Raw genomic sequence first — 26,994 nt, 5'->3', positions numbered from 1 at the left:
ACCGCGTCGACACACTGACCTCCGGGTCCGGTGCGGTGGGCCACCTCGAGGTGGCGGACGAGACTTTCGACCAGTACCACGACCCTTTGACCGGACGTGCCTGGTCGAAGGGACGTCCCCCGGGACAACCTCGGCCGGGCGACAAGGAGACCGAGACCCCCATGTACGCATTCCTGCTGAGCACCGCCGTGATCTTCGTGGCGGAGCTGGGTGACAAGAGCCAGCTCATGGCGATGACGTTCGCCACCCGCTACAGCGTCAAACAGGTACTCATCGGCATCACCGCCGCCACCGCGATCGTCCACCTGCTGTCCGTCGGCATCGGCGCATGGGTGGGGACGAGCTTCGAGGGCTACCAGTGGCTCATCTCGATCGTCGCCGGTATCGCGTTCCTCGCGTTCGCGGCGTGGACGCTGCGCGGTGACGAGCTCACCGAGGACGAGGCCGACAAGGCCCGTCGCAGCACCGGCGCCGCCGTGCTCGCCGTGGGCGTCGCGTTCTTCCTCGCCGAGCTCGGCGACAAGACGATGCTCGCCACGATCACCCTCGCCACGCAGGAGGGTTGGTTCGGCACGTGGATCGGCTCCACGCTCGGCATGGTCCTGGCCGACGCGCTCGCCATCGGTGCCGGCGCGCTGCTCGGCAAGAAGCTGCCCGAGAAGGCGATCAAGTACGGCGCGACGCTCGCGTTCGTCGTGTTCGGCGTCATCCTCATCATCGAGGGCATCACCTCGCGCTGACGCTGTTCGGTGGCGCCGGCTCCGCCCCTTGGTTCGGCCTCACGGCAGGAGCCGGCGCAGCCGAGTTCGCCAGGTGCGGTGTGGCGCCCATGGAGCGTCGACCGGACGGGCAGGGTCGCCGGGGTGAGCCGGGGCCGCGAACATGAGGCTCATTCCGATCAGGCCGACGACAGCCAGGTGCCACCGAGCGACCTGCAGGATCGTGGACTCGGAACCATCGCTGAGCCAGGCGAAGGCCGTGACACCGAGGATGGCGACCGTCGATGACGCGCAGCGAACCGGCCAGTCGGACGGCGGGTGGCGCTCTCCGAGGTTGGCCCCGCGCCGGCGGCTCAGCCAGAGCTCGCTCGTCCACGGCAGGATCGCGAGGAGGACGAACAGCGTCGCGAGGGTGACGACATCGCTGAGGTCGATCGTGACGGCAGCGGTCCACGGACCACCCTTGACGACCGCCATGACGACACAGAAGACCCCGACGCTCACGATGCCCGCCACGCCGACTCGCCGCACCCACCACAACGGCGACAACGGCTGCCACTGAGCGGCATACGTGACGGGCTGCCCGAAGGCGTCGACCGGGTCCTCACCCGTCGAAGCGACATGCGACTCGACCTGCGCGACGATCTCACGCACCTTGGGCTCATCGACGCCGTTGATGCGGAGCTGTTCCGCGAGAGCTTGGCTGTAGTGCCACTGCGATGTCGACATCTTCACCCCTCCAGTGCCTTGGTCATCGACGACGAGAAGGTGCGCCAGCCGTCGCGGCCGGCGTCGAGCTCGGCCCGTCCGGCGGCGGTGAGCCAGAAGTACTTGCGCGCCGGCCCCGCCTCACCCGTCACCCACTCGCTCTTGACGAGCCCATCGTCCTCGAGCCGGCCGAGGAGCGGGTAGATCGTGCCGCCCTTGATCCCGTCGAAGCCGAGGTCGGCGAGCGAGGCCATGAGCGTGTAGCCGTAGGCCGATGTCTCCCGCGAGAGTGCCGCGAGCACGGCGAGGTCGAGGACGCCCTTGAGCCACTGGCTCTGCCTGTCCTCCCGCACGGTGCGACGCCCCATGGCTAGATGGTTCTGCAACCTAGTTGGGTATGTCAACTAGCTGGACGCGCACGACGTCGAGTCCCGGTGCCAAAGTGGGGACATGAACACCCAGATCGTCCTCGTTCCCGGCTTCTGGCTCGGCGCCTGGGCGTGGGACGAGGTGGCCCCTCGACTGCGCGACAGGGGTTTCGCCGTGGATGCCCTCACCCTTCCCGGCCTCTCCGAGACGTCGCCGGACCCCAGCGCAACCGTGGACCAGCAGGCCGACGCCATCGTCGCAGCACTCGACCCGCAGGCTGCGCGCCGGGTCCTCGTCGTCCACAGCGGGGCCGCGGTGCCCGGGACCGTCGTCCTCGACCGTGACCCGACCCTCGTGGACCACGTGGTCTACGTCGACACCGCCCCCGTCGCCGACGGCTACGCGATAAACGCCGAGCTCGACGACGACAGTCTCCCGCTCGCCGCCGTCTACGACGCGGAGCTCGAGGACGGGTCGATGCGCGACCTCACCGACGCGCAGCTCCAGACCTTCCGCGACCGCGCCGTCCCCCAGCCGGGCGCGACGGTCCGCGAACCCGTCGTCCTGCGCAACGACGCCCGACTCGACGTCCCCGGGACGGTCATCTGCACGGCGTTCCCGTCCTCGGACTACACGGTGTATGCCGCCCAGGGCGCCCCGTTCCTCCGTGGGCTCACCGAGTTCCGGCGGCTGGAGCTCGTCGATCTGCCGACCGGCCACTGGCCGATGTGGTCCAAGCCGGCCGAGCTCGCCGCAGCGATCGCGACGGCCGCAGGGTTCCCCTTGCACGTAGACTCCCCGCCTCCTCGCTGACTCGCGTGTTCGCCTGTGGCAGAACCGAGTTCGTGTGGACAACTCTTGTTATCGAACATGTGTTCGGGTAAGGTTGCTTCATGGAAGCCACCTCCGCGTCTGCCGCCCACGAGGGCCGGCATGCCGTGCTGCGAGGTGAGGTCGCGGGGCTGACCACCGAAGAGCTCCTCGACGTCATCGAGGCCGCGCAGCGCGACAAGGACGCCGCGTCGGCACGGCAGGCACTCGCGCTGGCGCACCTGTCGGCGCGTGAGCCGCACCTGCAGGAGGACGGCACCACGGTCGAGGTCCACCACGGGGTGGGCTACCAGCGGATGGACGCACCCGAGCTCGCCGCACCCCGGATGGGGGTGTCGGTCCATGTCGCGTCGCGGCGGGTGAGCCAGGCGATTGACCAGCTGACCCGCACCCCGGCCGTGGTCGATGCGATGGCGTGCGGTGACCTCGACGAACGACGCGCCGCGGCCGTGACCGAGGAGACCGAGTTCCTGTCCCCGGAGTCCGCGGCCGCTGTCGTCGGCCTGGTCGCGCCACGCTGGGCCGGGCTCACCGTCGGACCGCTGCGCCAGCTGCTGGCGCGTGCCGCCGCGATCATCGACCCCGAAGCCGTGGCCGCCCACGCCGACGACGAACGCTCCCGACGCGGACTGACCCGACGCACCGGCAGCCACGGCACCGACGCCTGGCGCGGCGAGTTCCTCGTCGAGCAGTCCCGCACCGCCTGGGCCGCGATCACCGAGCTCGCCCGCCGCAAGGTCCGCGACGGCACCGCACCCACCCTCGAGCTCGCCCGCGCCGACGCCCTCATGGAGCTCGTCCTGGACCACTGCGACGTCGCCGTCGTCGTCCACACCACCCGCGCAGCCGACGACCCCGGCTCCGCCTCGATGACCCAGACCGCACGCGACGATGCAGGGCGGCCCGCCGACGCCACCGCCGGAAGCGCCGGTGGAAGCGACGCAGACGCTGGACTGGCCGCGCCCTCCTGCACCGACGGACTGATGGAAGTCGGCGGACTTGGCGCCCCCGGCACCACCTTCGTCCCTCGAGCCTGGGTCGACGACGCCACCACCTCGACCGAGAAGGCGACGCGACGCGACCGCGAACTGGTCTGCGACCCCGACACCGGCGCCCTGGTCGCCGGGGACGTGCCCGAAGCGCTCGCCACCGGACGTACCCGACCCGCACGGTCGCGCCGCGCCGAGGAACCCACCCCCGCCTACCGGATCCCCGACGGCATGGCCCGCCTCGTGCGGCTGCGCGACGGCGGATGCCGCTTCCCCGGCTGCTCCACCCCCGCCAGGCAGTGCGACCTCGACCACGTCCGACCCTGGCCCACCGGACCCACCAGCCCGAGCAACCTCATCGCCCTGTGCCGACACCACCACCGCATCAAGCAACGACCCGGCTGGACCGTGCACCTGCACCCTGACGGACGCGTCACCTGGCACGACCCCACCGCACACGCATCCACCACCTGGCCCGTGGACCACCTCCACCTCGCCACCGCCACCCACCCCAGCGCGCCCCACCCCACCGCGCCCGGCAACACCACGCCCGGCAACACCCCCACGACCGCACCCACCACACCAGCGCCCGCCACCTTCGAGGACGAGCTCGCCGCCCTCCTCGACCACGAAGCCATCCCCCTGACGCCGCGCACCCGACCCAAGGTCTGGGACGCCCGCGGCCACCTCCTCACCGGACCACTGCCCCGCACCGACTCCACACCAGGACACCTGACCCACCACACCACCGGCCGCCACCACACCCTCACCCTCGACACGCCCCACCGGTCCACCCGCGCCAAGCCCGACCCCGAGGCAATCCCCTTCTGACCACCGCCACCACCCGCCGCCCACCCACCGCCAAAGGCCCACCGCCTCACGACGTCGACCCACCGACGACGCAAGGCGCCCCGGATCGGGAGGCGGACGGCATACGGTGTCGTGCATGGCCTCTCGCAAGGGTGAGTTCGGCGAACCGGTGATCCTCGACGTCGCCGGCCACGAGATCAAGCTGTCCAGCCCGGAGCGCGTCTACTTCTCCGAGCGCGGCGAGACCAAGCTCGACCTCGCGAACTACTACATCTCCGTCGGCGACGGGATCGTGGGCGCCCTGCGCGAGCGGCCGACGATGCTGCACCGCTTCCCCGACGGGGTCGACGGCACCAAGGTCCACCAGAAGCGCGTGCCGCGTGGAGCGCCACCGTGGCTGGAGACGGTGCGGCTGCACTTCCCGCGCTACGGGCTCCACGCGGACGAGCTCTGCCCGACCGACCTCGCCCACGTCGTCTGGGCCGTGCAGATGAGCACCGTCGAGTTCCACCCGTGGAACAGCCGCCGCGCCGACACCGAGAAGCCCGACGAGTGGCGGATCGACCTCGACCCGATGCCGGACGCGCCGTTCGACCGGGTCCGTCGCGTCGCCCACGTCGCCCACGAGGTGCTCGACGAGCTCGGCGCCACCGGGTGGCCCAAGACGAGCGGCGGACACGGGCTCCACGTCTATGTCCGCATCGCGCCCGACCACGGCTTCAAGGACGTCCGTCGCGCCGCCCTCGCCTTCGCCCGCGAGGTCGAGCGCCGCGCGCCCGAGGACGTGACGACGACGTGGTGGCGCAAGGACCGCGATCCCGAGGCGGTCTTCGTCGACTACAACCAGAACGCGCGCGACCACACCATTGCGAGCGCGTACTCGGTGCGCGGCAACCCGATCGGCACCGTCTCGACCCCGATCCGCTGGGACGAGGTCGACGACGTCGAGCCCCAGGACTGCACGATCGCCACCGTGCCGGAGCGCTTCGGGTCCCTTGGCGACCTCCACGCCGACATCGACAAGGCCGTCTTCGACATCGCGCCGCTGCTCGAGTGGGCCGACCGCGACGAGCGCGAGGGTGCCGACACCCCGCCGGAGCCCGAGGACGACGACACGAAGCCATGACAGCGGACGACGGAGTGGTGCGCGTCGGCCCCGACGCGCACCCGATCACGCACGACCCGTTCCTCTCCCCCGTCCCACCGGGCACCGGCTGGCCGCACGACCCGGCCGATGCCACCACACCCGTGGCCCGCACCACCGACGACGTCACCACCTTCGCCGCCGGGGCCCACACGCTCGCCGACCTCGACGCCCGCGTCTCCGTCTGCCGCGCCTGCCCGAGGCTCGTCGACTGGCGCGAAACCGTTGCGAGACAGGACCGTCGGGCGTCCTTCGCCGCCCAGCCCTACTGGGGCCGACCCGGACCGAGCTTCGGCGACCCCGACGCCGACACCCTCATCGTCGGCCTCGCACCGGCCGCCAACGGCACCAACCGCACCGGCCGCATGTTCACCGGCGACGCCTCCGGGGACTTCCTCTACGCCGCCCTGCACCGCACCGGCTACGCGAACCAGCCCACCTCCGTCGGCGCCGGCGACGGCCTCGCGCTGCACGGCATACGGATCGTCGCCGCCGTGAGGTGCGCGCCGCCCGCGAACGCGCCCACCCCGGCCGAGCGCTCGACCTGCGCGACCTGGCTCGGCCGCGACGTCGAGCTGCTCGGCGACCGCCTCCGTGTCGTCATGACGCTCGGCGAGATCGGCTGGCGCGGCGTGCTCGCTGCAGCCACGAGCCTCGGCTGGGACGTGCCCCGCCCGCGCCCCAAGTTCGCCCACGGCGCCGAGGTCGTCCTGCACACCTCCACGGGCCACCCGGTGAGGCTCGTCGGCTGCTACCACGTGAGCCCGCACAACACCTACACCGGACGCCTCACCCCCACCATGCTCGACGAGGTGCTCACCAGTCTGCGGGCCTGAGGCCCACGAGCCCGCATCTGCGGGTCTATAGTTGCCTTCATGCCGCACATGCGCCTGTCCGAGGCCGCGATGTTCCTCGGCGTCAGTGACGACACCGTCCGGCGCTGGGTCGACAGCGGGGCCCTCGACGCGACCACCGACGACGCCGGCCGCAAGGTCGTCGACGGCCACGCCGTGGCTCTCCTGGCCCGCGAGCAGGCGCATTCGGTCGCCGACCCGTCGAGCGTCGGCCGCTCGGCCCGCAACCGCTTCGTCGGTCTCGTCACCGCCATCACCATGGACACAGTCATGGCGCAGGTCGAGCTGCAGTGCGGCCCGTTCCGCGTCGTCTCCCTCATGTCGTCCGAAGCCGTCCGAGAGCTGGGGCTCGAGCCGGGTTCGGTCGCCGTGGCCGTCGTGAAGTCGACGTCCGTCATCGTGGAGACGCCGTGAAGGCCGCGTATGCCGTCCGCGCGGCCGCCGCTGCCGGCGCGAGTGCCGTTCTGCTCGCGCTCGCCGGGTGCGGCGGCGGCGACAACGGCGCCGACCGCGGGGAGGTCGAGCCGCGCAGCGGCGGCAGCGCGACCCCGACGACAGCGCGCACCCTCACGGTGTTCGCCGCGGCCTCGCTGCAGAAGCCGTTCGAGGAGATCGGCGGCCTCTTCGAGGACACCCACCCGGGCGTCACGGTGCGCTTCAGCTTCGGCGGCTCGTCGGGCCTCGTGGCGCAGCTGTCCGAGGGCGCCCCCGCCGACGTCCTCGCCACCGCGAACGAGTCCACGATGGCCAAGGCCGTCGCCGACGACCTCGTCGCGGGCGACCCCGAGCCCTTCGTCTCCAACACCCTGCAGATCGTCGTCCCTGCCGACAACCCGGCCAAGGTGACCGGCCTCGCCGACCTCGCCAAGCCGGGCACGAAGGTCGTCCTCTGCGCCCCTGCCGTGCCCTGCGGTGCCGCGAGCGCGGACGTCGAGAAGGCCGCCGGCATCGACATCACACCCGTGAGCGAGGAGCAGTCGGTGACCGACGTCCTCGGCAAGGTGCGTTCGGGCGAGGCCGACGCCGGGCTCGTCTACGTCACCGACGTCGCGGGTGCCGGCGACGAGGTCACCGGCATCGACTTCCCCGAGGCCACGTCGGCCGTCAACGTCTACCCGATCGGCACGCTCAAGGCCGCCACCGACGTGACGCTCGCCCGGGAGTTCGTCGGGGTCGTCAGCGGCAGCGAAGGTCTCGAGATCCTCGCCGACGCCGGCTTCACCGCACCCTGACGCCCTCTGCGCCGTGACCCCGCCCCTCGTCCCCCGCTGGCTGCTCCTGCCGGCCGCCCTCGGCACGCTCTTCGTCGGGTTGCCGATCGTCGCCATGGCGCTGAGCGTCGACTGGGGCAGCTTCGGGTCGCTCGTGACGACGGACGCCTCGACCGACGCCCTCCTGCTCAGCCTGCGCACGGCCGTCGTGAGCACCCTGCTGTGCCTGGTCCTCGGCATCCCCCTCGCCGTCGTCCTCGCCCGGACCACCGGGTCGGCCGCCACGCTCCTGCGCTCGCTCGTCCTCGTCCCCCTGGTCATCCCCCCGGTCGTCGGCGGCATCGCGCTGCTCCAGGCGTTCGGGCGGCGTGGGCTGCTCGGCGAGACGCTCGACGTCCTCGGTCTGCAGGTCGCGTTCTCCACCACGGCCGTCGTCATCGCGCAGACCTTCGTCGCGATGCCGTTCCTCGTCCTCAGCCTCGAGGGCGCGCTCCGCACGGTCGGCACGCGCTACGAGGACGTCGCCGCGACCCTCGGCGCCGGCCCGACGACGACGTTCCGCCGGGTGACGATCCCGCTGGCGCTCCCGGGCCTCGTCTCCGGCTCGATCCTCGCGTTCGCCCGCTGCCTCGGCGAGTTCGGCGCGACGATCACCTTCGCCGGCAGCCTCCAGGGCACGACGCGCACCCTGCCGCTCGAGATCTACCTCCAGCGCGAGGGCGACCCGCGGGCCGCGGTCGCCCTGAGCCTCGTCCTCGTCGCCGTCGCCGTCCTCGTCATCGGCCTCACCCGCGCCCGCCGCGACTCCCTCGCCGGAGGGGTCCAGTGACACCCACCCAACCGAGCACCGCACTGCGCCCGCTCCACGTCGACGTCACCGTCGACTCCCGCGACGTCGCCGTCGACCTCCACGTCAACGAGGGCGAGACTGTCGCGCTGCTCGGCCCCAACGGGGCCGGGAAGTCGACGGTCCTCGCTGTGGCCGCCGGTCTCCTGCGACCCGACCGCGGCACCGTCACCCTCGGCGACCGCACGCTCTCCGACGCCGCCGGCCGCACCTGGGTCCCGCCGCACGACCGCCACATCGCGCTCCTCGCCCAGGACGCCCGGCTCTTCCCCCACCTCAGCGCCCTCGACAACGTCGCCTTCGGCCCGCGCGCGAGCGGTGCCGACCGGCGGACCGCCACCGAGCGGGCGGCGCACTGGCTCGAGGAGGTGGGGATGACGGCATACGCGCGTCGTCGTCCGCGCGAGCTCTCCGGCGGCCAGGCGCAGAGGGTCGCCGTCGCGCGCGCCCTCGCCACCGAGCCCGCGGTGCTCCTCGTCGACGAGCCCCTGTCCGCGCTCGACGTCGAGGCCGCTCCCGACGTGCGCGACCTCCTGCGACGCGTCACGCAGGACCGCACGACGCTCGTCGTGACCCACGACGTCCTCGACGCCGCGCTGCTCGCGGACCGCGTCGCCGTCATGCATGCGGGTCGGATCGTCGAGGAGGGAGAGACGAGCCGCGTCCTCAGCCGGCCGACGAGCGACTTCGGCGCGCGCTTCGCCGGCCTCAACCTCGTGCGCGGCGTCGCGAGCGGCGGCCACCTCCGTATGCCGGACGGTCGCCTCCTCCACGGCATCGCCGAGACCGCGCTCGAGGACGGCTCCCCCGCGGCAGCCGTCGTCGCCCCCTCCGCGGTCGGCGTCCACCTCGACACCCCGCACGGCAGCCCCCGCAACAGCCTCGACGCGACGGTGACCGACCTCGAGCCCCATGGTCAGCTCGTCCGCGTCCGCACCGACCTCCTCAGCGCCGACATCACCCCGCCCGCCGTCGCCGACCTCGGCCTGGCCCGTGGCTCGCGCGTCGTGCTCTCGGTCAAGGCCACCGAGGTCCACCTGCACCCGGCCCGATCCACGTCGCTAGCCTGAGGTGATGACGTCTGGTTCCTCCCTGCCCGAGTCCGCCCCCGCCCTCGTCGTGACCCGCAACGGGGGTGGCGACGTCCTCGAGGTCCGTGACCAGCCACTGCCCGAGCCCGGCGTCGACCAGGTGCTCGTGCGGGTCGCGGCCGCCGGGGTCAACTTCATCGACACCTACCAACGCGAAGGCGTCTACCCGATCCCCACGCCGTTCGTGTCGGGCAGCGAGGGCGCCGGCGAGGTCGTGCAGGTCGGCGACGGCGTGAGCAACTTCGTCGTCGGCGACCGCGTCGCGTGGGGCCAGGGCCTCGGCTCCTCGCAGGCCTACGCCCCCGTCGACACCAAGAACCTCGTCCACGTCCCGCCGGGCGTCGACCTCGAGACCGCTGCCGCCGCGATGCTCCAGGGCCTCACCGCGCACTACCTCTCGACGAGCACGTATGCCGTCCAGCAGGGCACCGTGGCCCTCGTCCATGCCGCCGCCGGCGGCGTCGGCCAGCTGCTCACCCAGATGGTCAAGAAGCGCGGCGGCCGGGTCATCGCCACGGCCGGGTCCCCCGAGAAGCTCGAGACGGCACGCTCGCGCGGCGCCGACGAGCTCATCGACTACAGCCAGGTCGACGATGTCGCCGCCGCCGTCCGCGACCTCACCGACGGCGTCGGCGTCGACGTGGTCTACGACGGCGTCGGCAAGGACACCTTCGAGGCGTCGCTGGCCTCGCTCAAGCCGCGCGGGCTCATGGTGCTCTACGGCGGCGCGAGCGGCCAGGTCCCGCCCTTCGACCTCCAGCGCCTCAACAAGCTGGGTTCGCTCTTCGTGACCCGTCCGAGCCTCGGCGCCTACATCGCGACCCCCGACGAGCTGCGGGCCCGCACGACCGAGCTCTTCGACTGGATCGAGTCCGGCGACGTCGAGATCACGATCGGTGGGCGCTACCCGCTCGAGGACGCGCGGACGGCATACGCCGATCTCGAGGGACGGCGCACCCAGGGCAAGCTCGTCCTCGTCCCCTGATCCGAAGGGATGAGGGCCTCAGTTCCAGAGCACCGCGACGAGCGTGTTGAGCACTGCGAGCGCGCCGGCGGCGTGGACGAGGTTCGGGTTGCCCTGACCGCGACGCTCACGACCGGCGGCGATCTCGGCGCAGGCGGCCACGGCGAGCGCGACGAGGAGCTTGACGGCGATCTTGGTGTGGTTGACGTCCCCGTCACCGGTCTCGTTGATCCCCACGAGGACCAGGCCCGTGACGATCTGCGCGCGGGCGCCCCACACGAGCGCCGGTGTCGGGACGCCTCGCCGGACGACGACGCTGCCGACGATGGCGAGCAGGCCGAGCAGGTGGAGCACGACGAAGACGATCTTGAGGGCATCCATGCCGGGAGGCTATCCGGGCGCCTCGGTCAGACGAGACGCCGCCCCATCGCCCACGCCGTGAGCTCGTGGCGGGACGACAGCTGGAGCTTGCGGAGCACCGACGAGACGTGGGTCTCGACGGTCTTCACCGAGATGAAGAGCTCCTTGGCGACCTCCTTGTACTGGTAGCCGCGCGCGATGAGCCGCATGACCTCGCGCTCTCGCGCCGACAGCCGGTCGAGCTCCTCGTCGACCTCGGCGATCTCACCGGCGGCCGCGCCGAAGGCGTCGAGGACGAACCCCGCGAGCCGGGGTGAGAAGACCGCATCGCCGTCGGCCACCCGGCGGATCGCCGTGCCGAGGTCGCGCGCCGTGATCGTCTTGGTGACGTAGCCGCGAGCGCCGGTGCGGATGACCGCGATGACGTCCTCGGCGGCGTCCGACACCGACAGCGCGAGGAAGCGCACGGGCGCGCCCGCCGCGGACTCGACGCCGTAGCAGCCGTTGATGACGTCGACCCCGCCCTTGCCGGTGCCACCGGGGAGGTGGACGTCGAGCAGGACGACATCGGGACGCGTATCGCGGATGACCTTGACGGCGGCCTCGACGTCGGGCGCCTCGCCGACGATCTCGATGCTCGCGCCGGCCTCCTCGGCGAGCTCGCTGCGCACACCCGTCCGGAACATCCGGTGGTCGTCGACGAGGACGATCCGGACGGGACCCTTGGCCTGGTTCGGCTGCGTGGACATCTAGTCGTCTCCTTCGAGAGGCGGCAGCGTGAGCTCCACCTCGGTTCCGTCCTCACGGCGCCGGACCCGTGCGGTCCCGCCGTGTCGTTCCATCCTGCCGAGGATCGAGGCCCTGACCCCGAGCCGGTCCTCCGGGATGTCGTCGAGCTCGAAGCCCTCGCCCCGGTCTCGTACGTAGGCCTCGACACCGGTCGGGCCGATCTCGACGTATGCCGTCACCGGCGGCTTCCCGTGCCGCGTCGCGTTGAGCATCGCCTCACGCATCGCCCGGGCCAGGGCCGTGCCGTGCTCCTCGAGGGGGCGGTCGCCGGTGACGACGAGGTCGATGACGACGCCGCCGTGGTCCTCGACGTCGTGGGCGGCCGCGGTGACCGCGGAGGCGAGGGTCTCGTCGGAACCGGCGGGGCCGGCATACAGCCACGAGCGCAGCTCGCGCTCCTGGGCACGCGCGAGCTGGGTCACGGAGGCCGGGTCGTGCGAACGGCGCTGGATCAGGGCGAGCGTCTGGAGCACGGAGTCGTGGAGGTGGGCGGCGATGTCGGCGCGCTCGTTGGCGCGGGCGGCGACCTCCTGCTCCTCGCGGTAGTCGCGCCACAGCCGGACCACCCACGGCGCGGCGATGAGGGCAGCGCCCACGAGGACGGCGAGCGTGGCGAGCAGCGCGTCGCCCATCTCGGCTAGGGAGCCGCCACGGATCGTCAGGACGAGGATGCCGATCACGGCCACGACGATGCCGAGGCCGAGCCGCAGCCACAGCATCCCGCGGTCCTGCTGCTGGGTGCCGAGCCACTTGGTGCGCTCCGCGTCGTCGAGGTGCGACCACGCGACGGTGACCCCGGCGGCGATGAGGAGCAGCGGCAGGAGCACGCCGGCCCGCACGTCGACCCCGGCCAGCTGGAGCCCCACGACCGCACCGACGAGGACGAGGAGGCCACCGGCCGCGACGAACATCCCCCACCGTGACTCCCCGAGACCGGTGACGGCACGCAGCGCGCCGGGGTCGCGGCGCTCGCCGGCAGTGTCGCTCGACGGGGTCACGGCCCAGAGGAAGAGATAGATGGGGATGCCCGGGCCGAGGACGGCGAGGACGACGAAGACGAGGTGCACCCACCGCAGACTGACGTCGAGGTGGTCCGCGATGCCGGCGCACACGCCACCGACCCAGCGGCCGGACACGGGTCGGGTCAGCGGCGGACGCCCCGGGGTGGGGAGGTCCGCGGGCTGCGCGACGCGCTCGTACGGTGTGGGCACACCACCATCCTGACGCACGATCGCCGTGGTGGTGACCCCTGCCGGGGTGTCGTGGGGGTCCCCTCAGGGGGTCGTCAGGGTCGACCCTCATGGCAGGAGCCCGTCCGGTCGGCCACTGTTGATGACATGACGCAGACACCGCACCAGGCGCAGACCGGCGCCGAGTCCCAGGGTCGCCCGCAGGGCAGCAAGTTCTGGGACGACATCACCTCCACCGGGCTCCGCCGCGACCGCTCCCGCCAGTGGTTCGCCGGCGTCAGCTCCGGCATCGCCCGGCGCGTGGACGTCGACCCGGTGCTCATCCGGGCCGCGTTCATCGCGCTCACCCTCTTCGGCGGGTTCGGGATCGTCGCCTACCTCGTCCTGTGGCTGCTCATGCCCGACGACGGCGGCCGGATCATGGCGCGTGACGCCATCGAGCGCCGCGACGGCAGCGACGCCAGCGGAGCGATCATCATCTCCGTCATCGTCCTGCTCGTCATCGCCGCGATCGTCTTCGGCGACAACGGCTTCCTCATCGGCTGGGGTGTCATCCCGCTCGCGATCGTCGGCTGGCTGTTCTGGCGGCACGAGCAGGGCAAGGGCTCCACGTCCGCGTGGCAGTCCGCCGCCGGCCCCGGTGGGAGCACGGAGCAGACCGCGTCGTACGCCGGAACCCCCTACGCCGGAACCCCCTACGCCGCGACCCCGCACGCCGGGACGACACAAGCCGGGACGTCGTATGCCGCGAGCTCACCCGCCGCCCCCGCCGCGCCTCCCATGGCGCCGAGCATGGGTGGCACCGGGACGGCGTGGGCCGACGCACCTGCCTCGCAGGGGTGGCAGCCGCCGCCGGCGCCTCCCGTCCCCCCGCGGGCCCACCTTCCGCTCGCCCCTCCTCCCCCGCCGCGGCCTCGTCGCCGGACCGCCGGCATGGCCGGCTTCGCGCTCGTCCTCGGGCTCGCGGTCGTCGGCTACGGCGCCGGGCTCATGCTCGACGGCCCGGTCGGCTTCCCCGGCTCGCGTGAGCTGTTCGGTGGAGTCCTCGCCCTCGGTGCGGCCTCCTTGGCCACGATGATCATCGGTCTCACCGGCCGCCGGAGCATCCTCTCGGCGATCCTCGTGATGATCCTCGGCGTCGGTGTCGGCACGGCCGGCATCGTCGAGGGCAACTGGGAGGGCGACCGCGGGGTGCGCACCTGGACGCCCTCGATCTCGACGACGACCCAGCACTTCGACCACAGCGTCGGACGGGCGACCATCGACCTGCGACCACTCTTCGCCTCGCTGGCCGCACCAGTCCCGAGCGGTGGCCCGTCCGCGACGCTTCCCGATCCCACCGTCGCCCCGCAGGAGCTCGACATCGAACAGGGTGCCGGCGAGATGACGATCATCGTGCCCTCCGGCGCCAGCGCCCAGATCCGGGCCAAGGCCGAGTTCGGCGAGGTCCGCGTCGTCGGCGACCTGCCCGAGGGCATCTCCGACCGCGACGACGGCGGCAACGACGGCCCCAGCGAGACGCTGAGCCTCAGCGTCGGCTCGGGCGCTCCCGACGTCATCGTCCGCGCCGATATCACCGTCGGCCAAATCACCATCCAGGAGGGCTGAGCAATGAGCCAGCACGACGACACCACCCGCATCGAGACCCTCCTCGACGAGTCGGACAGGTCGACCGCGGGGCGATCCACGGGCACCGACGCCACGGCGCTCGACGCCGGGACCACCGAGGCCACGCCGACCGTGGCCACGTCAGCGGAGGACGCGACCAGCGAGCGCCCGACCTCGGGGGCCGGCCCGACGGTCTCCTCCCCCACGGCGCAGTACGCGCCCTACCAGGGCACCACGGTCGTGCCCGAGTACAAGTCCGGCCCGGCCCCGACCACCTCGGTCGTCGGCCTCCTCGGCCTGCTCACCGTCATCGCGGTGCTTCTCGCGCAGGCCACCGATCTCGACATCCCCTGGGGTGTCGTCGGACCCGTCGCCGTCGTCGGCAGCGGCGTCCTGCTCGTCGTCCTCGGACTGGCGGGTCTGCGTGGTCAGCGGTACAGGGGCTGAGGACTCACGCAGCACCGCCGGCGACGGCGAGTGCGTCCGGGACCGAGCTCGCGAGCGGCAGGCTCGCGAGCTCGGTCTCGTCCACCCACCGTGCTGCCGAGGTCGAGCCGCCCACGTCGAGCACCACGGGATCGCTGGGGTCGGCGCACACCGCCGTGTGGAACAGCCGGACCGCGTGGAAGTCCTCGACCCGGCCACTCGGCGCGCGCCCCACCCAGTGCCGGGTCATGACGGTGAGCAGCCGGACGTCCGACACGCGCTGCCCGGTCTCCTCGTGCACCTCGCGGACGACCGCGTCGCTCGGCTCCTCGCCGGGGTCGAGCCCACCTCCTGGCAGGTTCCAGAGACCGGCGGCGTTGGTGCGCTCGGACAGCTCGGTCATGAGCACCCCACGCGAGCTGCGCACGACGGCATACGCCGCGATGCGTTGGTACGGAACGGCATTCGCGACGTCGTCCTCCGCGAGGTCGTCGTCGCGCGGTACGACCGGGCCGGCCGCGCGGGCCGCGTCGACGTCGAGGCGCTGCACGGCATACCGGATCTCGAGGTCGTCGGGCGAGCTCCTCGCGGCGGACAGCGGCGAGCCCACCCATCCCCGGCCGGCCAGCTCGGCCGCGGGGTCGTGACCGTGCCCGAGGGCGAACCGCTCGACCTCGCGTCCCTCGCTCAGGGCGACGATCGAGATCACGACGTGCTCCCGTGGAGACGCTGCGCGCGGGAGTACTCGTCGAGGGTGGCCTCGACGCCGCGCTCCCACGACTGCTCCGGCGCCGTGGTGAGGTTGTGGTGACGCAGTCGGGCCAGCTCGTCGGGACGCGAGGCGAGCTCGGCGAGGGCGGTTGCGAGCCCCGCGTCGGAGGAGCGGAGCACCCCCTCGCGCCCGTCGCGCACGAAGTCGTCCACCCCGGTGCCAGCGTGCGCCAGGACCGCGAGCCCGGCGGTGCGCGCCTCGAGGGCGGCGATGCCGAACGCCTCGAGCCGAGCGGTCGTGAGGTAGGCGTCGCTGCGCCAGTGCAGGTCGCGCAGCGCGTCGCGGGTGAGGCGACCCGGTGTGTGCACCCAGTCGACGCCGCGCCGGTCGAGCTGCGCACGGACGAGCCTGCGCTGGGGTCCGTCGCCGACGAGGTGGGCCTCGAGGCGGACCTCGGGCGCGAACGCGTCGAGCCGGGCGCGGGCCTCGCGCAGCACCTCGACGAGTGCCCCGGGTCGCTTGCGCCGGACGAAGCGCATCGCGCTGACCACCCGCACCACACCGTCGTCAGGACGGTCGACGCCGAGGGTCCGCGGTGGCTGCCAGTGGTCGACGTCGATGCCGTTGCCGAGCACGTGGACGTCGGCGCCACCGGCGATCTGCGCGACCCGTTCGGCGGCCATCGACGACACGGCGGACAGCGCCACGCCGGCGTCGTGCCAGCGGCGCGCGTGACCGAGCAGCCGGAAGACCGGCGCGCTGCGGGCGATGACACAGTGCCAGGTCGCGGCGACCGGGATACCCGCGCCGAGGGCGACGCCGACGAGGTCGGTCGCGAAGGGGCTCACCACGCCCATGTGGGCGTGCGCGACGTCGAAGCCGCCGGTGGTGAGCAGGTCGCGTACCTCGTCCTTGACGAACGGGTTGACCGGGGGCGAGCCCGGCACGGGCAGCGGCAGGCGGTGCACCGTGACGCCACCGGCGGTCGTCGTCGTGTGCGTGCGGGTCTCGCCGGCGGTGGCCGTGACGACCTCGACCTCGTGCCCGGCCGCGGCCAGCCGGTGCGCGAGGTCGTGCACCTGCACCTCGATCCCGCCGAGGCGGGGCAGGTAGCAGTCCGACAAAAGGGCGATCCTCACGAGCGTCCACCCTGCCATGCGTCAGGATGGACGCGATGACTCGCACGCTCGTGGCCTTCCACGCCCACCCCGACGACGAGGCCCTCCTCACCTCCGGCACCATGGCCAAGGCTGCAGCGCAGGGGCACCGCGTCGTCCTCGTGGTCGCCACCGACGGCGCCCTGGGCCTCGCCTCCGACGACTTCCGTGAGGGCGGGGACCTGTCCGCCGTGCGCCTGGACGAGGCCCGCCGGTCCGCGGACTCCCTCGGCGTGGACCGCGTCGAGTGGCTGGGCTACGCCGACTCGGGGCACGACGGCCCCGTCCCGGAGGACCCGCCCGACCGGGTGCGATTCTGCCGCGCCCCCGTGGAGGAGGCCGCCGCGCGGCTCGCCGCGGTCCTCGCCGACGAGCAGGCGGACGTGCTCCTCACCTACGACGCAGCGGGCGGCTACGGCCACCGCGACCACGTGCGGGTGCACGAGGTCGGCGCACGTGCGGCCGAGATCGCCGGAACGCCCCGCGTGCTCGAGGCGACCGTCCCCCGCGACACCATCGCGCGGGCGATCCGGCTCGTGGGGCGGGTCTACCGCTTCCCGGAGGAGTTCGACCCCACGAGCTTCGAGCGGGCCTTCACCGCCCGGGCCGACATCACCCACCGGATCGACGTCCGACGCCAGATCCCGGCCAAGCGCGCCTCCATGCGGGCGCATGCGTCGCAGGCCTCCAACGACGGGTCGCAGAGCGGCGACCGCACGCTCGCCGCGTTCCTGCGCATCCCGCGGCCGCTCTACGACCTCGTCTTCGGTCGGGAGTGGTTCCGCGACCCGAGCCGGCCGCGCGGGGGCGCGGACGGCATACGCACCGACATCTTCGAGGGGCTCTCGTGAGTACGCGCACCAAGCAGGTCCTGCGGGCGGTGGTGGGGCTGGCGCTCGCCGTCGCCCTGCTCGGCTGGGGGTTCCCGCGCTTCGCCAAGACGACGTGGTCCGAGGTGTTCGCGCACCTGCAGGCCGTGTCGGCCATGCAGGCGCTCGGCTTCCTCGGGCTCGTGCTCGTGGGGCTGGGCTGCTACACGTTCACGTTCACCGGCTCGCTGCCCGGTCTGAGCCACTGGCGCGCGTTCATCGTCAACATCTGCGGCTCGTCGGTGAGCAACCTCCTGCCCGGTGGTGGCGCGGTCGGGCTCGCCGCCACCTACACGATCCTGCGCTCGTGGGGTTTCTCGAACCGCGACGTGTCGACCTCGGCGATCGTCACGGGAGTCTGGAACACCCTCGCTCGGATCGCGCTGCCGATCATCGCCATCGTCATGCTCTGGGTCGGCAACGACGGGCTGCCCACGTCACTGACGCGGTTCGCGTGGGGAGCCACGATCTCCGGCCTGGCGATCTTCGGTGCGTTCGTCGCGATCCTCGTCAGCGAGAGCGCCGCCCAGACGATCGGTCGGGGGCTCGACCGCGTGCTGGGGCCGCTCTTCAGGCGGCGCAAGAGGACCATGAGCATCGACGCCCTCGTGCAGGACATGCGTGGCCGGATCAGCGAAGTCGTGCGCACCGGGTGGGTCCAGATGACCCTCGGGATGGTCGGCTTCTTCGGCTTCTACTACCTGCTCTTCGTCCTCATCATGAACTCGCTCGACGTCGCGCTGCCCCTGGGCATCCTCTTCGCGGCGTTCGCGATCGGACGCCTGCTCACCGCCGTCGGCATCACGCCCGGAGGTGTCGGCGTCACCGAGTCCGCGACGGTCCTCGCCCTCGTCGGCTGGGGAGCGCCACCGGCCGCGGCGGCCACGGGCGTCATCCTCTTCTCGATCTTCACCCACCTCATGGAGGTGCCGCTGGGCGCGCTCGGCTGGCTCGCGTGGTCGCTCAGCCCGCGCGTCAAGGGGGCCTCCGGCGAGGACGAGCCCGCAAAGGCCGTCACCCCCTAACGACCCACGGCAACTGATTGCCCCACCGTGAGGCGGGTCGCCTCACGGTGGGGCAATCAGTGGGACGTGCGGGGTCAGTCCTGGATGAAGACGAGCGCCATCGGGGTCTGCTCGCTGCCCTGACCGAGCGGGTTGTCGGCGAACATCTCCTCGAACCGCGCCTTGTCGCCCGGGACGTCGCTGCCGAGGACGTTGCGACCGATGTCGTTGGCGTCCATGACGATCGTGCCGGCGAACGTCTCCCGGTATGCCGCGGGCACCCGGTCGCGGATCGCGGCCGAGAGGCGTGCGGCCACCCGGTCGGGGTCCTTGGGCGCGAGCTTGGCGGATACGTTGGACGGGTACGCGCTGTACTCGGTCGGGCCGTCGATGGCCGCGATGTCGTTGCCGACGAGCTCGTAGAAGAGCCCCTTGCGACCCAGGACCTTGCCCACGGCACCGCCGGCAGCGGCATACAGGACGCGGGGAAGCCCGGCCTCCTCGATGGCGAGCTGCATCGTGAAGGGCGACCCGAGACCGATGCCGGCAGGGGTGCGCGTGACGTACTTGGACAGCACCCGCGCCGGCTTGCCGACCTTGATGTCCCAGATGAAGTAGGACCGGCCCTGGGTGATGGCGATGATCTTCTCGGAGATGAAGAGATACCAGCGACCCCGGGTGGCAGCGCCGTGCTCCGGGCCGGCGGCGGGCAGGGCCTCGAAGAACTCGTCGATGCGCGGCAGCACCTTGGCGTCGAGGTCGTCGTCGGCAGCGAAGAGCTCGGTGCGCAGCGGGTAGCGACGGACCGTCTCGCCACGCGCCGTCGTGATGTCGAGGGACTTGCCCGCATTGGGCTCGACGTCGGCCTTGGGCGCGGCCTGGGCCACCGCCTTGTCGACCTGCGGCGCCTCGTCGAAGTACTCCTGGAGCCACAGCTCGAGGTTGATGAGGCGCCAGAACATCATCGTGTCGGCGTTGTTGCTGCCCTTGATCCAGCCCTCGAAGGCGTGCAGGACCTCGGTCTGCTCGAAGTACGGCCGGTTGGCGAACGACTCGCTGAGGAAGACCGAGTAGAAGTGGTTCTTGAGCCGCATGAACCACTCGGACTGCGGCGTCGTGAACCCGATCTTGTTGCGACGGCGGTTGATCGACTCCGGCAGCAGGCCACGGGTGGCGTCACGCAGGATGCGCTTGTTCCAGCCGTCCTTGATGATCGCCTCGTCGGTGAGGCTGAAGATGAACTTCACGACCTCCTTGTCGAGGAACGGCACGCGCCCCTCGAGGCTGAAGCGCATCGTGTTCTTGTCCTCGTAGCGCAGCAGGCTCGGGAGGCTGTTGTGGAACAGGTCCTCGATGAGGCGCTTCTTGAGGTTGGACTGCTCGACCGGGAAGCGCTCGTCGGTGTAGCGCGAGGTGAAGTCGCGCTTGAGCAGCGACGTCACCGACACGTCCTTGCGGCCCTTGAGCTTGGCCTTGACCCGGAACCGCCCGAGTCGGAAGAGCACATCGAGGGACTTGCTCAGCTCGGCCGCAGCCGCCTTGGCGCCCTGGGCACGCAGCTGGCGAAGGTAGACGGCGTAGTAGGGGATGTAGCCGGCCATCATCTCGTCGGCGCCCTGGCCGTCGAGGAGGACGGTGACGTGCTTGGTCGCCTCGCGCATGACCTGGAACTGGGCGTAGGGACCGCTGGAGATGAGCGGCTCCTCCTGCGTGCGGATGAAGTCGCGCAGGTCGGCCTTGAAGTCCTCGGGCTTGGGCAGGATCTTGTGGCCGTCGACGTGCCCCTCGCAGATCTCGAGGACCTCGTCGACGTACTTCTCCTCGTCGTTGATCGAGTTCGGAAAGACGGCGCTGAAGGTGTTCTGCTGCACGCCGACCGACTCGGTCCGCTCGTCGCCCTCGTTGATGAGCTGGTTGATGATGACGGCGACGGCCGAGCTGTCGAGCCCGCCGGAGAGCGAGGTCCCGACCGGCACCTCGGACTGGAGCCGGAGGCGCACGGCCTCGATGAACCGCTCCTTGTACTCCGCGGCAGCCGCCTCGTCGTAGGGGCGCTGCTCCTTGGCCAGCTCCGCGAGCTCCTCGCGCAGGCGCGTGAACATCGTGCGACGTATGCCGTCGGCGTCCGCCTCGAGCATCTCTCCCGGCTGGAGCCGCTCGATGCCGTCGAAGAACGTCTCGGTGCCGTCCTCGTGGGCGCGGAACCGCAGGTAGCGGTAGATCGAGCGCTCGTTGGGCTTCTTCTCGTAGAGGCCGCTGGCGAGGATCGGGCGGATCTCGCTCGCGAACAGCAGCGCCTCGCCCTGACCACCCCCAGCGTCTGCGGATTCGGTGGTTCTAGCGACCCCATCCGCAGACGCAAGAGGAGCAGCGGGAGCCGGCACCCGGCATACGTAGACGGGCTTGATGCCGAAGTGGTCGCGCGCGAGGGTGAGCCGCTGCTCGTCACGGTCCCAGATGGCGAGGCCGAACATCCCGTTGAAGCGGTCGAACGCCTCGCCGCCCCACTGCGCGAACGCCTGGAGGACGACCTCGGTGTCGCTGTCGGTCTCGAACGTGCGACCCAGGCCTTCGAGCTCGGCCCGCAGGTCGAGGTAGTTGTAGACCTCGCCGTTGTAGGCGATCGAGTAGCGACCGTCCGCGGTGGCCATCGGCTGCTGGCCGTGAGCGACGTCGATGATGGACAGTCGCCGGTGCGCGAGGCCGCAGGGACCGTCGACGAAGATGCCCTCGCCATCGGGTCCGCGGTGCAGCTGGACGTCGTTCATCGAGCTCAGGAGCGCCTCGTCCGCGCTCAGGCCGTAGTAGCCGGCAATGCCACACATGCGTTGGGGACCTCAGTTCTGCTTCGGGGTTCCGGTCAAGCCTGCCACGAGTCGGGCCGGGGCCCTCACTCCCACTCGATGGTGCCCGGCGGCTTGCTCGTGACGTCGAGCACGACCCGGTTGACCTCGCGCACCTCGTTGGTGATGCGGGTCGAGATCTTGGCGAGCACCTCGTAGGGCACGCGCGTCCAGTCGGCCGTCATGGCGTCCTCGGACGAGACCGGACGGAGCACGACGGGATGGCCGTAGGTGCGGCCGTCGCCCTGGACGCCGACCGAGCGGACGTCGGCGAGGAGCACGACCGGGCACTGCCAGATCTCGCGGTCGAGACCGGCAGCGGACAGCTCGTGGCGGGCGATCTGGTCGGCGGCGCGCAGGATCTCGAGCCGCTCCGCAGTGACCTCGCCGACGATACGGATGCCGAGGCCGGGCCCCGGGAACGGCTGGCGCCAGACGATGCCCTCGGGCACGCCGAGCTCGAGACCGACCTGGCGCACCTCATCCTTGAACAGCAGGCGCAGCGGTTCGATGAGCGTGAACTGGAGGTCGTCGGGCAGGCCGCCGACGTTGTGGTGCGACTTGATGTTGGCCGTGCCCGTGCCGCCGCCGGACTCGACGACGTCCGGGTAGAGGGTGCCCTGGACGAGGAACTCGACCGGGTGACCGTCTCGCTCGGCCGACCCGACGACGTCGCGGGCAGCCTGCTCGAAGACGCGGATGAACTCGCGGCCGATGATCTTGCGCTTCTCCTCGGGGTCCGAGACTCCGGCGAGCGCACCGAGGAACTGCTCCCGGGCGTCGACGACGACGAGGTCCACGCCGGTGGCGGCGACGAACTCCTTCTCGACCTGCTCGGCCTCGCCGGAGCGCAGGAGTCCGTGGTCGACGAAGACGCAGGTGAGCTGGTCGCCCACGGCGCGCTGCACGAGGGCGGCGGCGACGGAGGAGTCGACCCCACCGGACAGGGCGCAGAGCACGCGCTTGTCGCCGACGGTCTCCTTGACCTGCTCGACGAGGGCCTCGACGACGTTGTGCGCCGTCCAGTCGCCCGAGAGCCCGGCCCCGCGCAGGAGGAAGTTCTCGAGGACCCGCTGGCCGAAGGTCGAGTGCATGACCTCGGGGTGCCACTGCACGCCGTAGAGCCGGCGCTCGTCGTCCTCGAAGGCTGCGACGGGGGCGCCGGACGTGGCCGCGGTCACCCGCATGCCGTCGGGAGCAGCGGTCGCCGCGTCACCGTGGCTCATCCACACCGACTGGTCGGAGGGCTGGCCGTTGAAGAGGGTCGAGTCGGTGTCGGAGATCTGCGCCGGCGTCGAGCCGTACTCCCCCAGCCCCGTGTGCTCGACCGTGCCGCCGAGGGCCTGGACCATCGCCTGGAAGCCGTAGCACATGCCGAACACCGGCACCCCGGCGTCGAGCAGTGCGGGGTCGAGGCTGGGTGCGCCCTCCTCGTAGACCGAGCTCGGGCCGCCGGACAGGATGATCGCCGCCGGCTCCTTGGCGAGCATCTCGCTCGCCGGCATCGTCGACGGGACGACCTCGCTGAAGACGTTGGCCTCACGCACCCGCCGCGCGATGAGCTGGGCGTACTGGGCGCCGAAGTCGACGACGAGGACGGGACGGTCGGACAGGTGGGGGGTCTCGCTCACACGCACAGGCTACCGGCGGCCCGCGGCGCACTTCACGCCGTGGGCCGCCGGTGGTCGGGGGTCAGCGCCAGAGGGTGTTGACCTCGGAGGCCTCGACCGAGTCCGGGTACGGGTTGGTGCACGACGGGCCGGGGCCGCCACCGGACATGAGCTTGCTGCACGGCTGCGTGTAGCGGTCCGGGAGGCCGAGCGCGTGCCCGGTCTCGTGCGTGACGATCCGCAGCGGCGCGTAGGTGTTGGCCTGCGAGTAGTCCATGAAGACGTAGCCGTCGCCGTTGCCGCTGCCGTAGTAGTACGAGCCGCGCGAGTCGTTGCCCTCGTAGTACTTGAGGGCGCCGGCCGCGCCGTCGCGCTCGACGAGCTGGACGTTGCTCACCCGGGCGTTCCAGATGGCGGCGTTCTGGTCGATGAGCGAGTCGAAGCTCGGTGCCTGCGAGTCGTCGTAGTAGATGACGTAGGCCGCGGTCCGGTTCTGCTTCGCCCCGGACGCGTCCTCGCGGGCGGCCTGCTTCTTGGCCTCGGCGAGCTGCTTCTCGAGCGCCGCCTGGATCTTCGGGTCGAGCGAACCCTTGGTGTATGCCGCGACGCCGCGGCTCCCGTCGTGGTCGGGTGCGGCGACGGCCCCGGTGGGGGCGCTGGTCAGCGCAGCCGCACCTGCGAGGGTGACGAGTGCAGCGGCGAGGGATCGGCGAAGTGCCATCGGATGGTTCCTCATTCCTTGACTGGTCGGTGCCCGTCGTGGTCGGGGCACCCTTCCTGTCTAGGCGTCGGTCCGCCAACAGCCTCCCCGTGGGAGGTCAAGAGTCCGTTGGTCCGGTCAGCGCTTCGTCAAGTTGGTCAACGGGAGCCCAGACGTCCCTCGACCTCGCGGGCCACCTGCCGCTCCACCCAGAACGACAGGAACGGCACGCAGCCGGCGAGCATGACGCCGACCATCCGCGGCAGCGACCACCCCACCTTGAAGCCGAGGTTGGCCGTGGCGACGAGGTAGACCATGTAGATGAAGCCGTGCGGCTGCGGCCACCACTTGAGCGGGTTCTGCTCACCGCTCATCGAGGTGGCGTACTCGAGCACCATCTCGACGACGAGCACGAGCAGCCCGACACCGACGACGAAGGCCATGACCTTGAAGAAGGTCAGCGCCTTGCGCGCCGCACTCTCGTCCCGGATGGCGCCCCGGTCGCTGGTCGTGCCCTGGTCCACGTCGCTCATGTCACTCACGCCCACCATTGTCGCCGCCGCGCCCGGTCCCGGCGGCAGCGGCCCCGCCCTTGCGGGCCGCGGCGTCCTCGCGGCCCTCGTCGCGCACGATGCGCCACCACATGTAGAGCGCGAACCCCGCGAACGCCCACCACTGCAGCGCGTATGCCGCGTTGCGCCACTTGAAGCCCGTCTCACCCGACGGCGTGGGCACCCGCTCCATCGTGCCGAGCGAGGACGGCGCCGCGGCGGGCGACTCCCCCTGCTGGAAGACGAAGGCGTTGTAGAGGTCGCCGGGCCACCGCCCGACGAGGACGGAGGTGTCGACCGAGCCGAGCTGGCCCTGCGGAGGTGACTCGCCGGCATACGGGGACTCGGGTGGAGCCAGCCCACCCGTGACGGTGACGGTCCCGGACGGGACCGGCGGCAGGTCCGTGGGCGAGGTGACGAAGCCGCGGAGCACCGGCAGGGTCGCCCCGCTCGCCTCGACCCGGAGCGGCGCGACGACCCAGTAGCCGATCCGGCCGTCGAGCCGCCGGTTGGCCACGACGACCTGGTCGGTGCCGAACTCACCGGTCGCCGACACCGGGCGCGTGCTGAGGACGCCGGGGAACTCGGAGTGCGGCTGCAGCACCGTCTCGACCGCGACCGGCTGCTGCGAGCGGGCCTTGGCCAGGGACTCCTTCAGCGCCTCGTCCTCGGCGACACCGAGCTGCCAGCGACCCAGCTGGATGAAGGCGATGACGACGAGGACGGCGACCGCGAGCAGCGCGAGGTTGCGTGGCTTGATCGCGGTCCGGAGCACCTCTCGAGCCTAAACCGGTGCCCTGAGCGGAAACTCGGTGGCTCGACGTCGGTGCCGACTCCTACCGTGGGAGGCGAGATGCCGACGACACCCTGGCCCTACGCCCTCGAGGCCGATGCCACTCCCCCGAAAGACGCCGACCGCCTCCTGCTCTGGCTGGTGCGGCGGCAGTGGCGCACCGTCGTCGGCGGTGCCGCGTTCGGCATCCCGTGGATGCTGTCGATCGCCCTCGTGCCGGCCGCCATCGGCAAGGCCATCGACGAGGGGCTCGTCGCGCGCGACGGCCGCGCGCTGCTCCTCTGGTCCGGCGTCATCCTCGGCATGGGTCTGGTCAGCGCCGCCACGACCAACCTGCGCCACTGGTTCGCCGTGCGCAACTGGCTCTTCGCGGCGTTCCGCTCGGCGATCGTCACCGAGCGCGCGGTCCGTCGCGCCGGTCCGGCCCTGACCCGCGACCGGCCCGCCGGCGAGGTGCTCACGGCCTTCGCCAACGACTTCTGGAAGGTCGGACAGGTCTTCGACGTGTCGGCCCGGTTCACCGGCGCCATCGCGAGCTTCGTCGTCGTGTCGGTCATCCTGCTCAACGGCTCGGTGCTGCTCGGGCTCGTCATGCTCATCGGTGGCCCGCTGCTGCTCGCCTCGCTCGCCTTCGTCATGCGCCCGCTCCAGAAGCGCCAGGAGGCCCAGCGCGCGGAGTCGGGCGAGCTCACCGCGCTCGGCGCCGACACCGTCTCGGGGCTGCGCGTGCTGCGCGGGGTCGGCGGTGAGGAGACCTTCCTGAGCCGGTATGCCGGCCAGTCCGGTCGCGTGCGCGCTGCCGGCGTGCGGTTGTCGGGCGTGCAGGCGCTGCTCGACGCGTCGCAGGTGCTCCTGCCCGGGGTGTTCGTCGTGGTCGTCACCGGACTCGGAGCGCACCTCGCCGTCGCCGGTGACATCTCGCCCGGTCAGCTCGTCGCGTTCTACGGCTACACGGCCTTCCTCACGATGCCGCTGCGGACGGCGACCGAGTTCGTCAACAAGCTCATCACCTCGCGGGTCATGGCGCGGCGCCTCGTCGCGATCCTCGTCGCCGAGCCCGACCACCCGGGCTCCGCCGCTGCCTCCGCCGCGAGCGCCGACGCGGGCGCTGACGCCGGCGCCGCTCCCGGTTCCGGGTCGGCGCTGGCGGTCGGCGACCTCGTCGACCCGGCATCGGGCGTGCGGATCGAGGCGGGACGCCTCACGGCGATCGTGTCGGCGAACCCCGAGGAAACCGCCACCATCGCGGCGCGCCTCGGGCGCACCGTCGCGGGACGCCACGGGGTCACCCTGGGCGGCGTCGCCATCGACGACGTGCCGATCGAGCTCGTCCGCCGCACCATCGTCGTGTCGCAGTCGGACCCGCACCTGTTCAGCGGGCCGGTGCGTCGCGAGCTCGGCGGCGAGACGACCGACCCGGACGGTGCCCCCGACGACGACGCCCTCCTCGCTGCCCTCCACACGGCCGACGCGATGGACGCCATCGAGTCGATCGACGGCGGGCTCGACGGCGAGCTCGAGGAGCGCGGCCGATCGCTCTCCGGCGGCCAGCGCCAGCGCCTCGCGCTCGCACGCGCCCTCCTGCGCGACCCCGAGGTCCTCGTCCTCGTCGAGCCGACGAGCGCCGTCGACGCGCACACCGAGGCGCGCATCGCCGAGCGGATCCCCAAGCACCGCAACGGTTCCACGACCGTCGTGGTCACGGCGAGCCCTCTCGTGCTCGACCGGGCGGACCGTGTCCTCGTCGTCGAGGGCGGCATCGTCACGACGCAGGGATCGCACCGCGACCTCGTCCGCAACCACCCGGCATACCGGCGCATCGTCCTGCGCGGAGAGGACGACTGA

27 protein-coding genes are annotated in these 26,994 nt (G+C 71.9%); 15 read left to right on the top strand and 12 right to left on the bottom strand.

From position 1 onward, the window contains the following. Window positions 1-161 precede the first annotated feature (161 nt). Window positions 162-740: a TMEM165/GDT1 family protein gene (locus ACSQ11_RS09775; protein ID WP_436004940.1), complete on the top strand. Its 579-nt coding sequence runs from the start codon at window positions 162-164 to the stop codon at window positions 738-740. 39 nt (window positions 741-779) lie between these two features. Here ACSQ11_RS09775 and ACSQ11_RS09770 read toward each other — a convergent pair whose 3' ends face one another. After that, window positions 780-1,448 carry a hypothetical protein gene (locus ACSQ11_RS09770; protein WP_436004939.1) on the bottom strand — a complete coding sequence of 223 codons (669 nt, stop codon included), beginning with the start codon at window positions 1,446-1,448 and terminating at the stop codon, window positions 780-782. Window positions 1,449-1,450: 2 nt separating this feature from the next. Next, window positions 1,451-1,795 carry a PadR family transcriptional regulator gene (locus tag ACSQ11_RS09765; protein WP_436004938.1) on the bottom strand — a complete coding sequence of 115 codons (345 nt, stop codon included), beginning with the start codon at window positions 1,793-1,795 and terminating at the stop codon, window positions 1,451-1,453. 82 nt (window positions 1,796-1,877) lie between these two features. Here ACSQ11_RS09765 and ACSQ11_RS09760 point away from each other — a divergent pair, with 82 nt between their 5' ends. From ACSQ11_RS09760 to ACSQ11_RS09720, 9 genes are all read left to right on the top strand, one after another. Beyond that, window positions 1,878-2,609, top strand: a complete 732-nt coding sequence (locus ACSQ11_RS09760) for an alpha/beta fold hydrolase (protein WP_436004937.1) — start codon at window positions 1,878-1,880, stop codon at window positions 2,607-2,609. Between the two features lie 80 nt (window positions 2,610-2,689). Then, the gene (locus ACSQ11_RS09755; protein ID WP_436004936.1) at window positions 2,690-4,447 is read left to right on the top strand and encodes a DUF222 domain-containing protein; all 1,758 of its coding nucleotides are present in this window, start codon (window positions 2,690-2,692) and stop codon (window positions 4,445-4,447) included. Between the two features lie 115 nt (window positions 4,448-4,562). After that, window positions 4,563-5,552, top strand: coding sequence for a non-homologous end-joining DNA ligase (ligD, locus tag ACSQ11_RS09750; RefSeq protein WP_436004935.1), 990 nt, complete (start codon window positions 4,563-4,565; stop codon window positions 5,550-5,552). Next, the gene (locus ACSQ11_RS09745; protein WP_436004934.1) at window positions 5,549-6,406 is read left to right on the top strand and encodes a uracil-DNA glycosylase; all 858 of its coding nucleotides are present in this window, start codon (window positions 5,549-5,551) and stop codon (window positions 6,404-6,406) included. Before ligD ends, ACSQ11_RS09745 begins: the two co-directional genes overlap by 4 nt. Window positions 6,407-6,445: 39 nt before the next feature. Continuing rightward, window positions 6,446-6,838: a TOBE domain-containing protein gene (locus tag ACSQ11_RS09740; protein ID WP_436004933.1), complete on the top strand. Its 393-nt coding sequence runs from the start codon at window positions 6,446-6,448 to the stop codon at window positions 6,836-6,838. Continuing rightward, window positions 6,835-7,656: a molybdate ABC transporter substrate-binding protein gene (gene modA, locus ACSQ11_RS09735; protein ID WP_436004932.1), complete on the top strand. Its 822-nt coding sequence runs from the start codon at window positions 6,835-6,837 to the stop codon at window positions 7,654-7,656. Before ACSQ11_RS09740 ends, modA begins: the two co-directional genes overlap by 4 nt. A 13-nt stretch (window positions 7,657-7,669) precedes the next feature. Further along, a complete protein-coding gene (locus ACSQ11_RS09730) occupies window positions 7,670-8,464 on the top strand; it encodes an ABC transporter permease (RefSeq protein WP_436004931.1) in 795 nt (264 codons plus the stop codon). Then, window positions 8,461-9,552: a sulfate/molybdate ABC transporter ATP-binding protein gene (locus tag ACSQ11_RS09725; RefSeq protein ID WP_436004930.1), complete on the top strand. Its 1,092-nt coding sequence runs from the start codon at window positions 8,461-8,463 to the stop codon at window positions 9,550-9,552. Before ACSQ11_RS09730 ends, ACSQ11_RS09725 begins: the two co-directional genes overlap by 4 nt. Before the next feature lie 4 nt (window positions 9,553-9,556). After that, a complete protein-coding gene (locus tag ACSQ11_RS09720) occupies window positions 9,557-10,558 on the top strand; it encodes a quinone oxidoreductase family protein (RefSeq protein WP_436004929.1) in 1,002 nt (333 codons plus the stop codon). An 18-nt stretch (window positions 10,559-10,576) separates the two neighbouring features. Here ACSQ11_RS09720 and ACSQ11_RS09715 read toward each other — a convergent pair whose 3' ends face one another. The 3 genes from ACSQ11_RS09715 to ACSQ11_RS09705 are packed head-to-tail and all read right to left on the bottom strand — an operon-like array spanning window position 10,577 to window position 12,897. Beyond that, window positions 10,577-10,918, bottom strand: a complete 342-nt coding sequence (locus ACSQ11_RS09715) for a hypothetical protein (RefSeq protein ID WP_436004928.1) — start codon at window positions 10,916-10,918, stop codon at window positions 10,577-10,579. Between the two features lie 26 nt (window positions 10,919-10,944). After that, a complete protein-coding gene (locus ACSQ11_RS09710; protein WP_436004927.1) occupies window positions 10,945-11,646 on the bottom strand; it encodes a LuxR C-terminal-related transcriptional regulator in 702 nt (233 codons plus the stop codon). Further along, window positions 11,647-12,897 (bottom strand): ATP-binding protein, encoded by a 1,251-nt coding sequence (locus ACSQ11_RS09705; protein WP_436004926.1) that lies wholly within the window; start codon window positions 12,895-12,897, stop codon window positions 11,647-11,649. It lies immediately after the preceding gene. Between the two features lie 126 nt (window positions 12,898-13,023). Between ACSQ11_RS09705 and ACSQ11_RS09700 the strand changes: the two genes are divergently transcribed. Both ACSQ11_RS09700 and ACSQ11_RS09695 read left to right on the top strand, forming a co-directional pair. Continuing rightward, entirely contained in the window at window positions 13,024-14,484 is a 1,461-nt protein-coding gene (locus tag ACSQ11_RS09700) for a PspC domain-containing protein (protein WP_436004925.1), read from the top strand. Window positions 14,485-14,487: 3 nt separating this feature from the next. Next, a complete protein-coding gene (locus tag ACSQ11_RS09695) occupies window positions 14,488-14,931 on the top strand; it encodes a hypothetical protein (RefSeq protein ID WP_436004924.1) in 444 nt (147 codons plus the stop codon). A gap of 4 nt (window positions 14,932-14,935) precedes the next feature. On the opposite strand, the gene ACSQ11_RS09690 is transcribed toward ACSQ11_RS09695, so the two are convergent. Both ACSQ11_RS09690 and ACSQ11_RS09685 read right to left on the bottom strand, forming a co-directional pair. After that, complete coding sequence (locus tag ACSQ11_RS09690) at window positions 14,936-15,619, bottom strand: NUDIX hydrolase (protein ID WP_436004923.1); 684 nt, start codon at window positions 15,617-15,619, stop codon at window positions 14,936-14,938. Further along, window positions 15,616-16,761, bottom strand: coding sequence for a glycosyltransferase family 4 protein (locus ACSQ11_RS09685; RefSeq protein ID WP_436004922.1), 1,146 nt, complete (start codon window positions 16,759-16,761; stop codon window positions 15,616-15,618). The genes ACSQ11_RS09690 and ACSQ11_RS09685 overlap by 4 nt, the downstream gene beginning before the upstream one ends. 26 nt (window positions 16,762-16,787) lie before the next feature. On the opposite strand from ACSQ11_RS09685, the gene ACSQ11_RS09680 reads away from it, so the two are divergent. Next, entirely contained in the window at window positions 16,788-17,630 is an 843-nt protein-coding gene (locus tag ACSQ11_RS09680; RefSeq protein WP_436004921.1) for a PIG-L deacetylase family protein, read from the top strand. Further along, window positions 17,627-18,673, top strand: coding sequence for a lysylphosphatidylglycerol synthase transmembrane domain-containing protein (locus ACSQ11_RS09675; RefSeq protein ID WP_436004920.1), 1,047 nt, complete (start codon window positions 17,627-17,629; stop codon window positions 18,671-18,673). Before ACSQ11_RS09680 ends, ACSQ11_RS09675 begins: the two co-directional genes overlap by 4 nt. A gap of 74 nt (window positions 18,674-18,747) precedes the next feature. Here the strand turns inward: ACSQ11_RS09675 and ACSQ11_RS09670 are convergent, their stop codons facing one another. From ACSQ11_RS09670 to ACSQ11_RS09650, 5 genes are all read right to left on the bottom strand, one after another. Further along, entirely contained in the window at window positions 18,748-21,477 is a 2,730-nt protein-coding gene (locus tag ACSQ11_RS09670; RefSeq protein WP_436004919.1) for an asparagine synthase-related protein, read from the bottom strand. Window positions 21,478-21,542: 65 nt separating this feature from the next. Beyond that, entirely contained in the window at window positions 21,543-23,132 is a 1,590-nt protein-coding gene (gene guaA / locus ACSQ11_RS09665) for a glutamine-hydrolyzing GMP synthase (protein ID WP_436004918.1), read from the bottom strand. A 55-nt stretch (window positions 23,133-23,187) separates the two neighbouring features. After that, window positions 23,188-23,826, bottom strand: coding sequence for a snapalysin family zinc-dependent metalloprotease (locus tag ACSQ11_RS09660; protein ID WP_436004917.1), 639 nt, complete (start codon window positions 23,824-23,826; stop codon window positions 23,188-23,190). A 137-nt stretch (window positions 23,827-23,963) separates the two neighbouring features. After that, entirely contained in the window at window positions 23,964-24,338 is a 375-nt protein-coding gene (locus ACSQ11_RS09655; RefSeq protein ID WP_436006747.1) for a DUF3817 domain-containing protein, read from the bottom strand. 1 nt (window position 24,339) lies between these two features. Next, on the bottom strand, window positions 24,340-25,131 hold the full coding sequence (locus ACSQ11_RS09650; protein ID WP_436004916.1) for an SURF1 family protein: 792 nt from the start codon (window positions 25,129-25,131) through the stop codon (window positions 24,340-24,342). Between the two features lie 78 nt (window positions 25,132-25,209). Here ACSQ11_RS09650 and ACSQ11_RS09645 point away from each other — a divergent pair, with 78 nt between their 5' ends. Next, the gene (locus ACSQ11_RS09645) at window positions 25,210-26,994 is read left to right on the top strand and encodes an ABC transporter transmembrane domain-containing protein (RefSeq protein WP_436004915.1); all 1,785 of its coding nucleotides are present in this window, start codon (window positions 25,210-25,212) and stop codon (window positions 26,992-26,994) included.

Source organism: Knoellia sp. LjRoot47 (assembly GCF_964253435.1).
Classification (GTDB): Bacteria; Actinomycetota; Actinomycetes; order Actinomycetales; family Dermatophilaceae; genus Knoellia.
The sequence above is the reverse complement of the archived record's forward strand: the minus strand, read 5'-3'. Positions and strand labels throughout refer to the sequence as shown.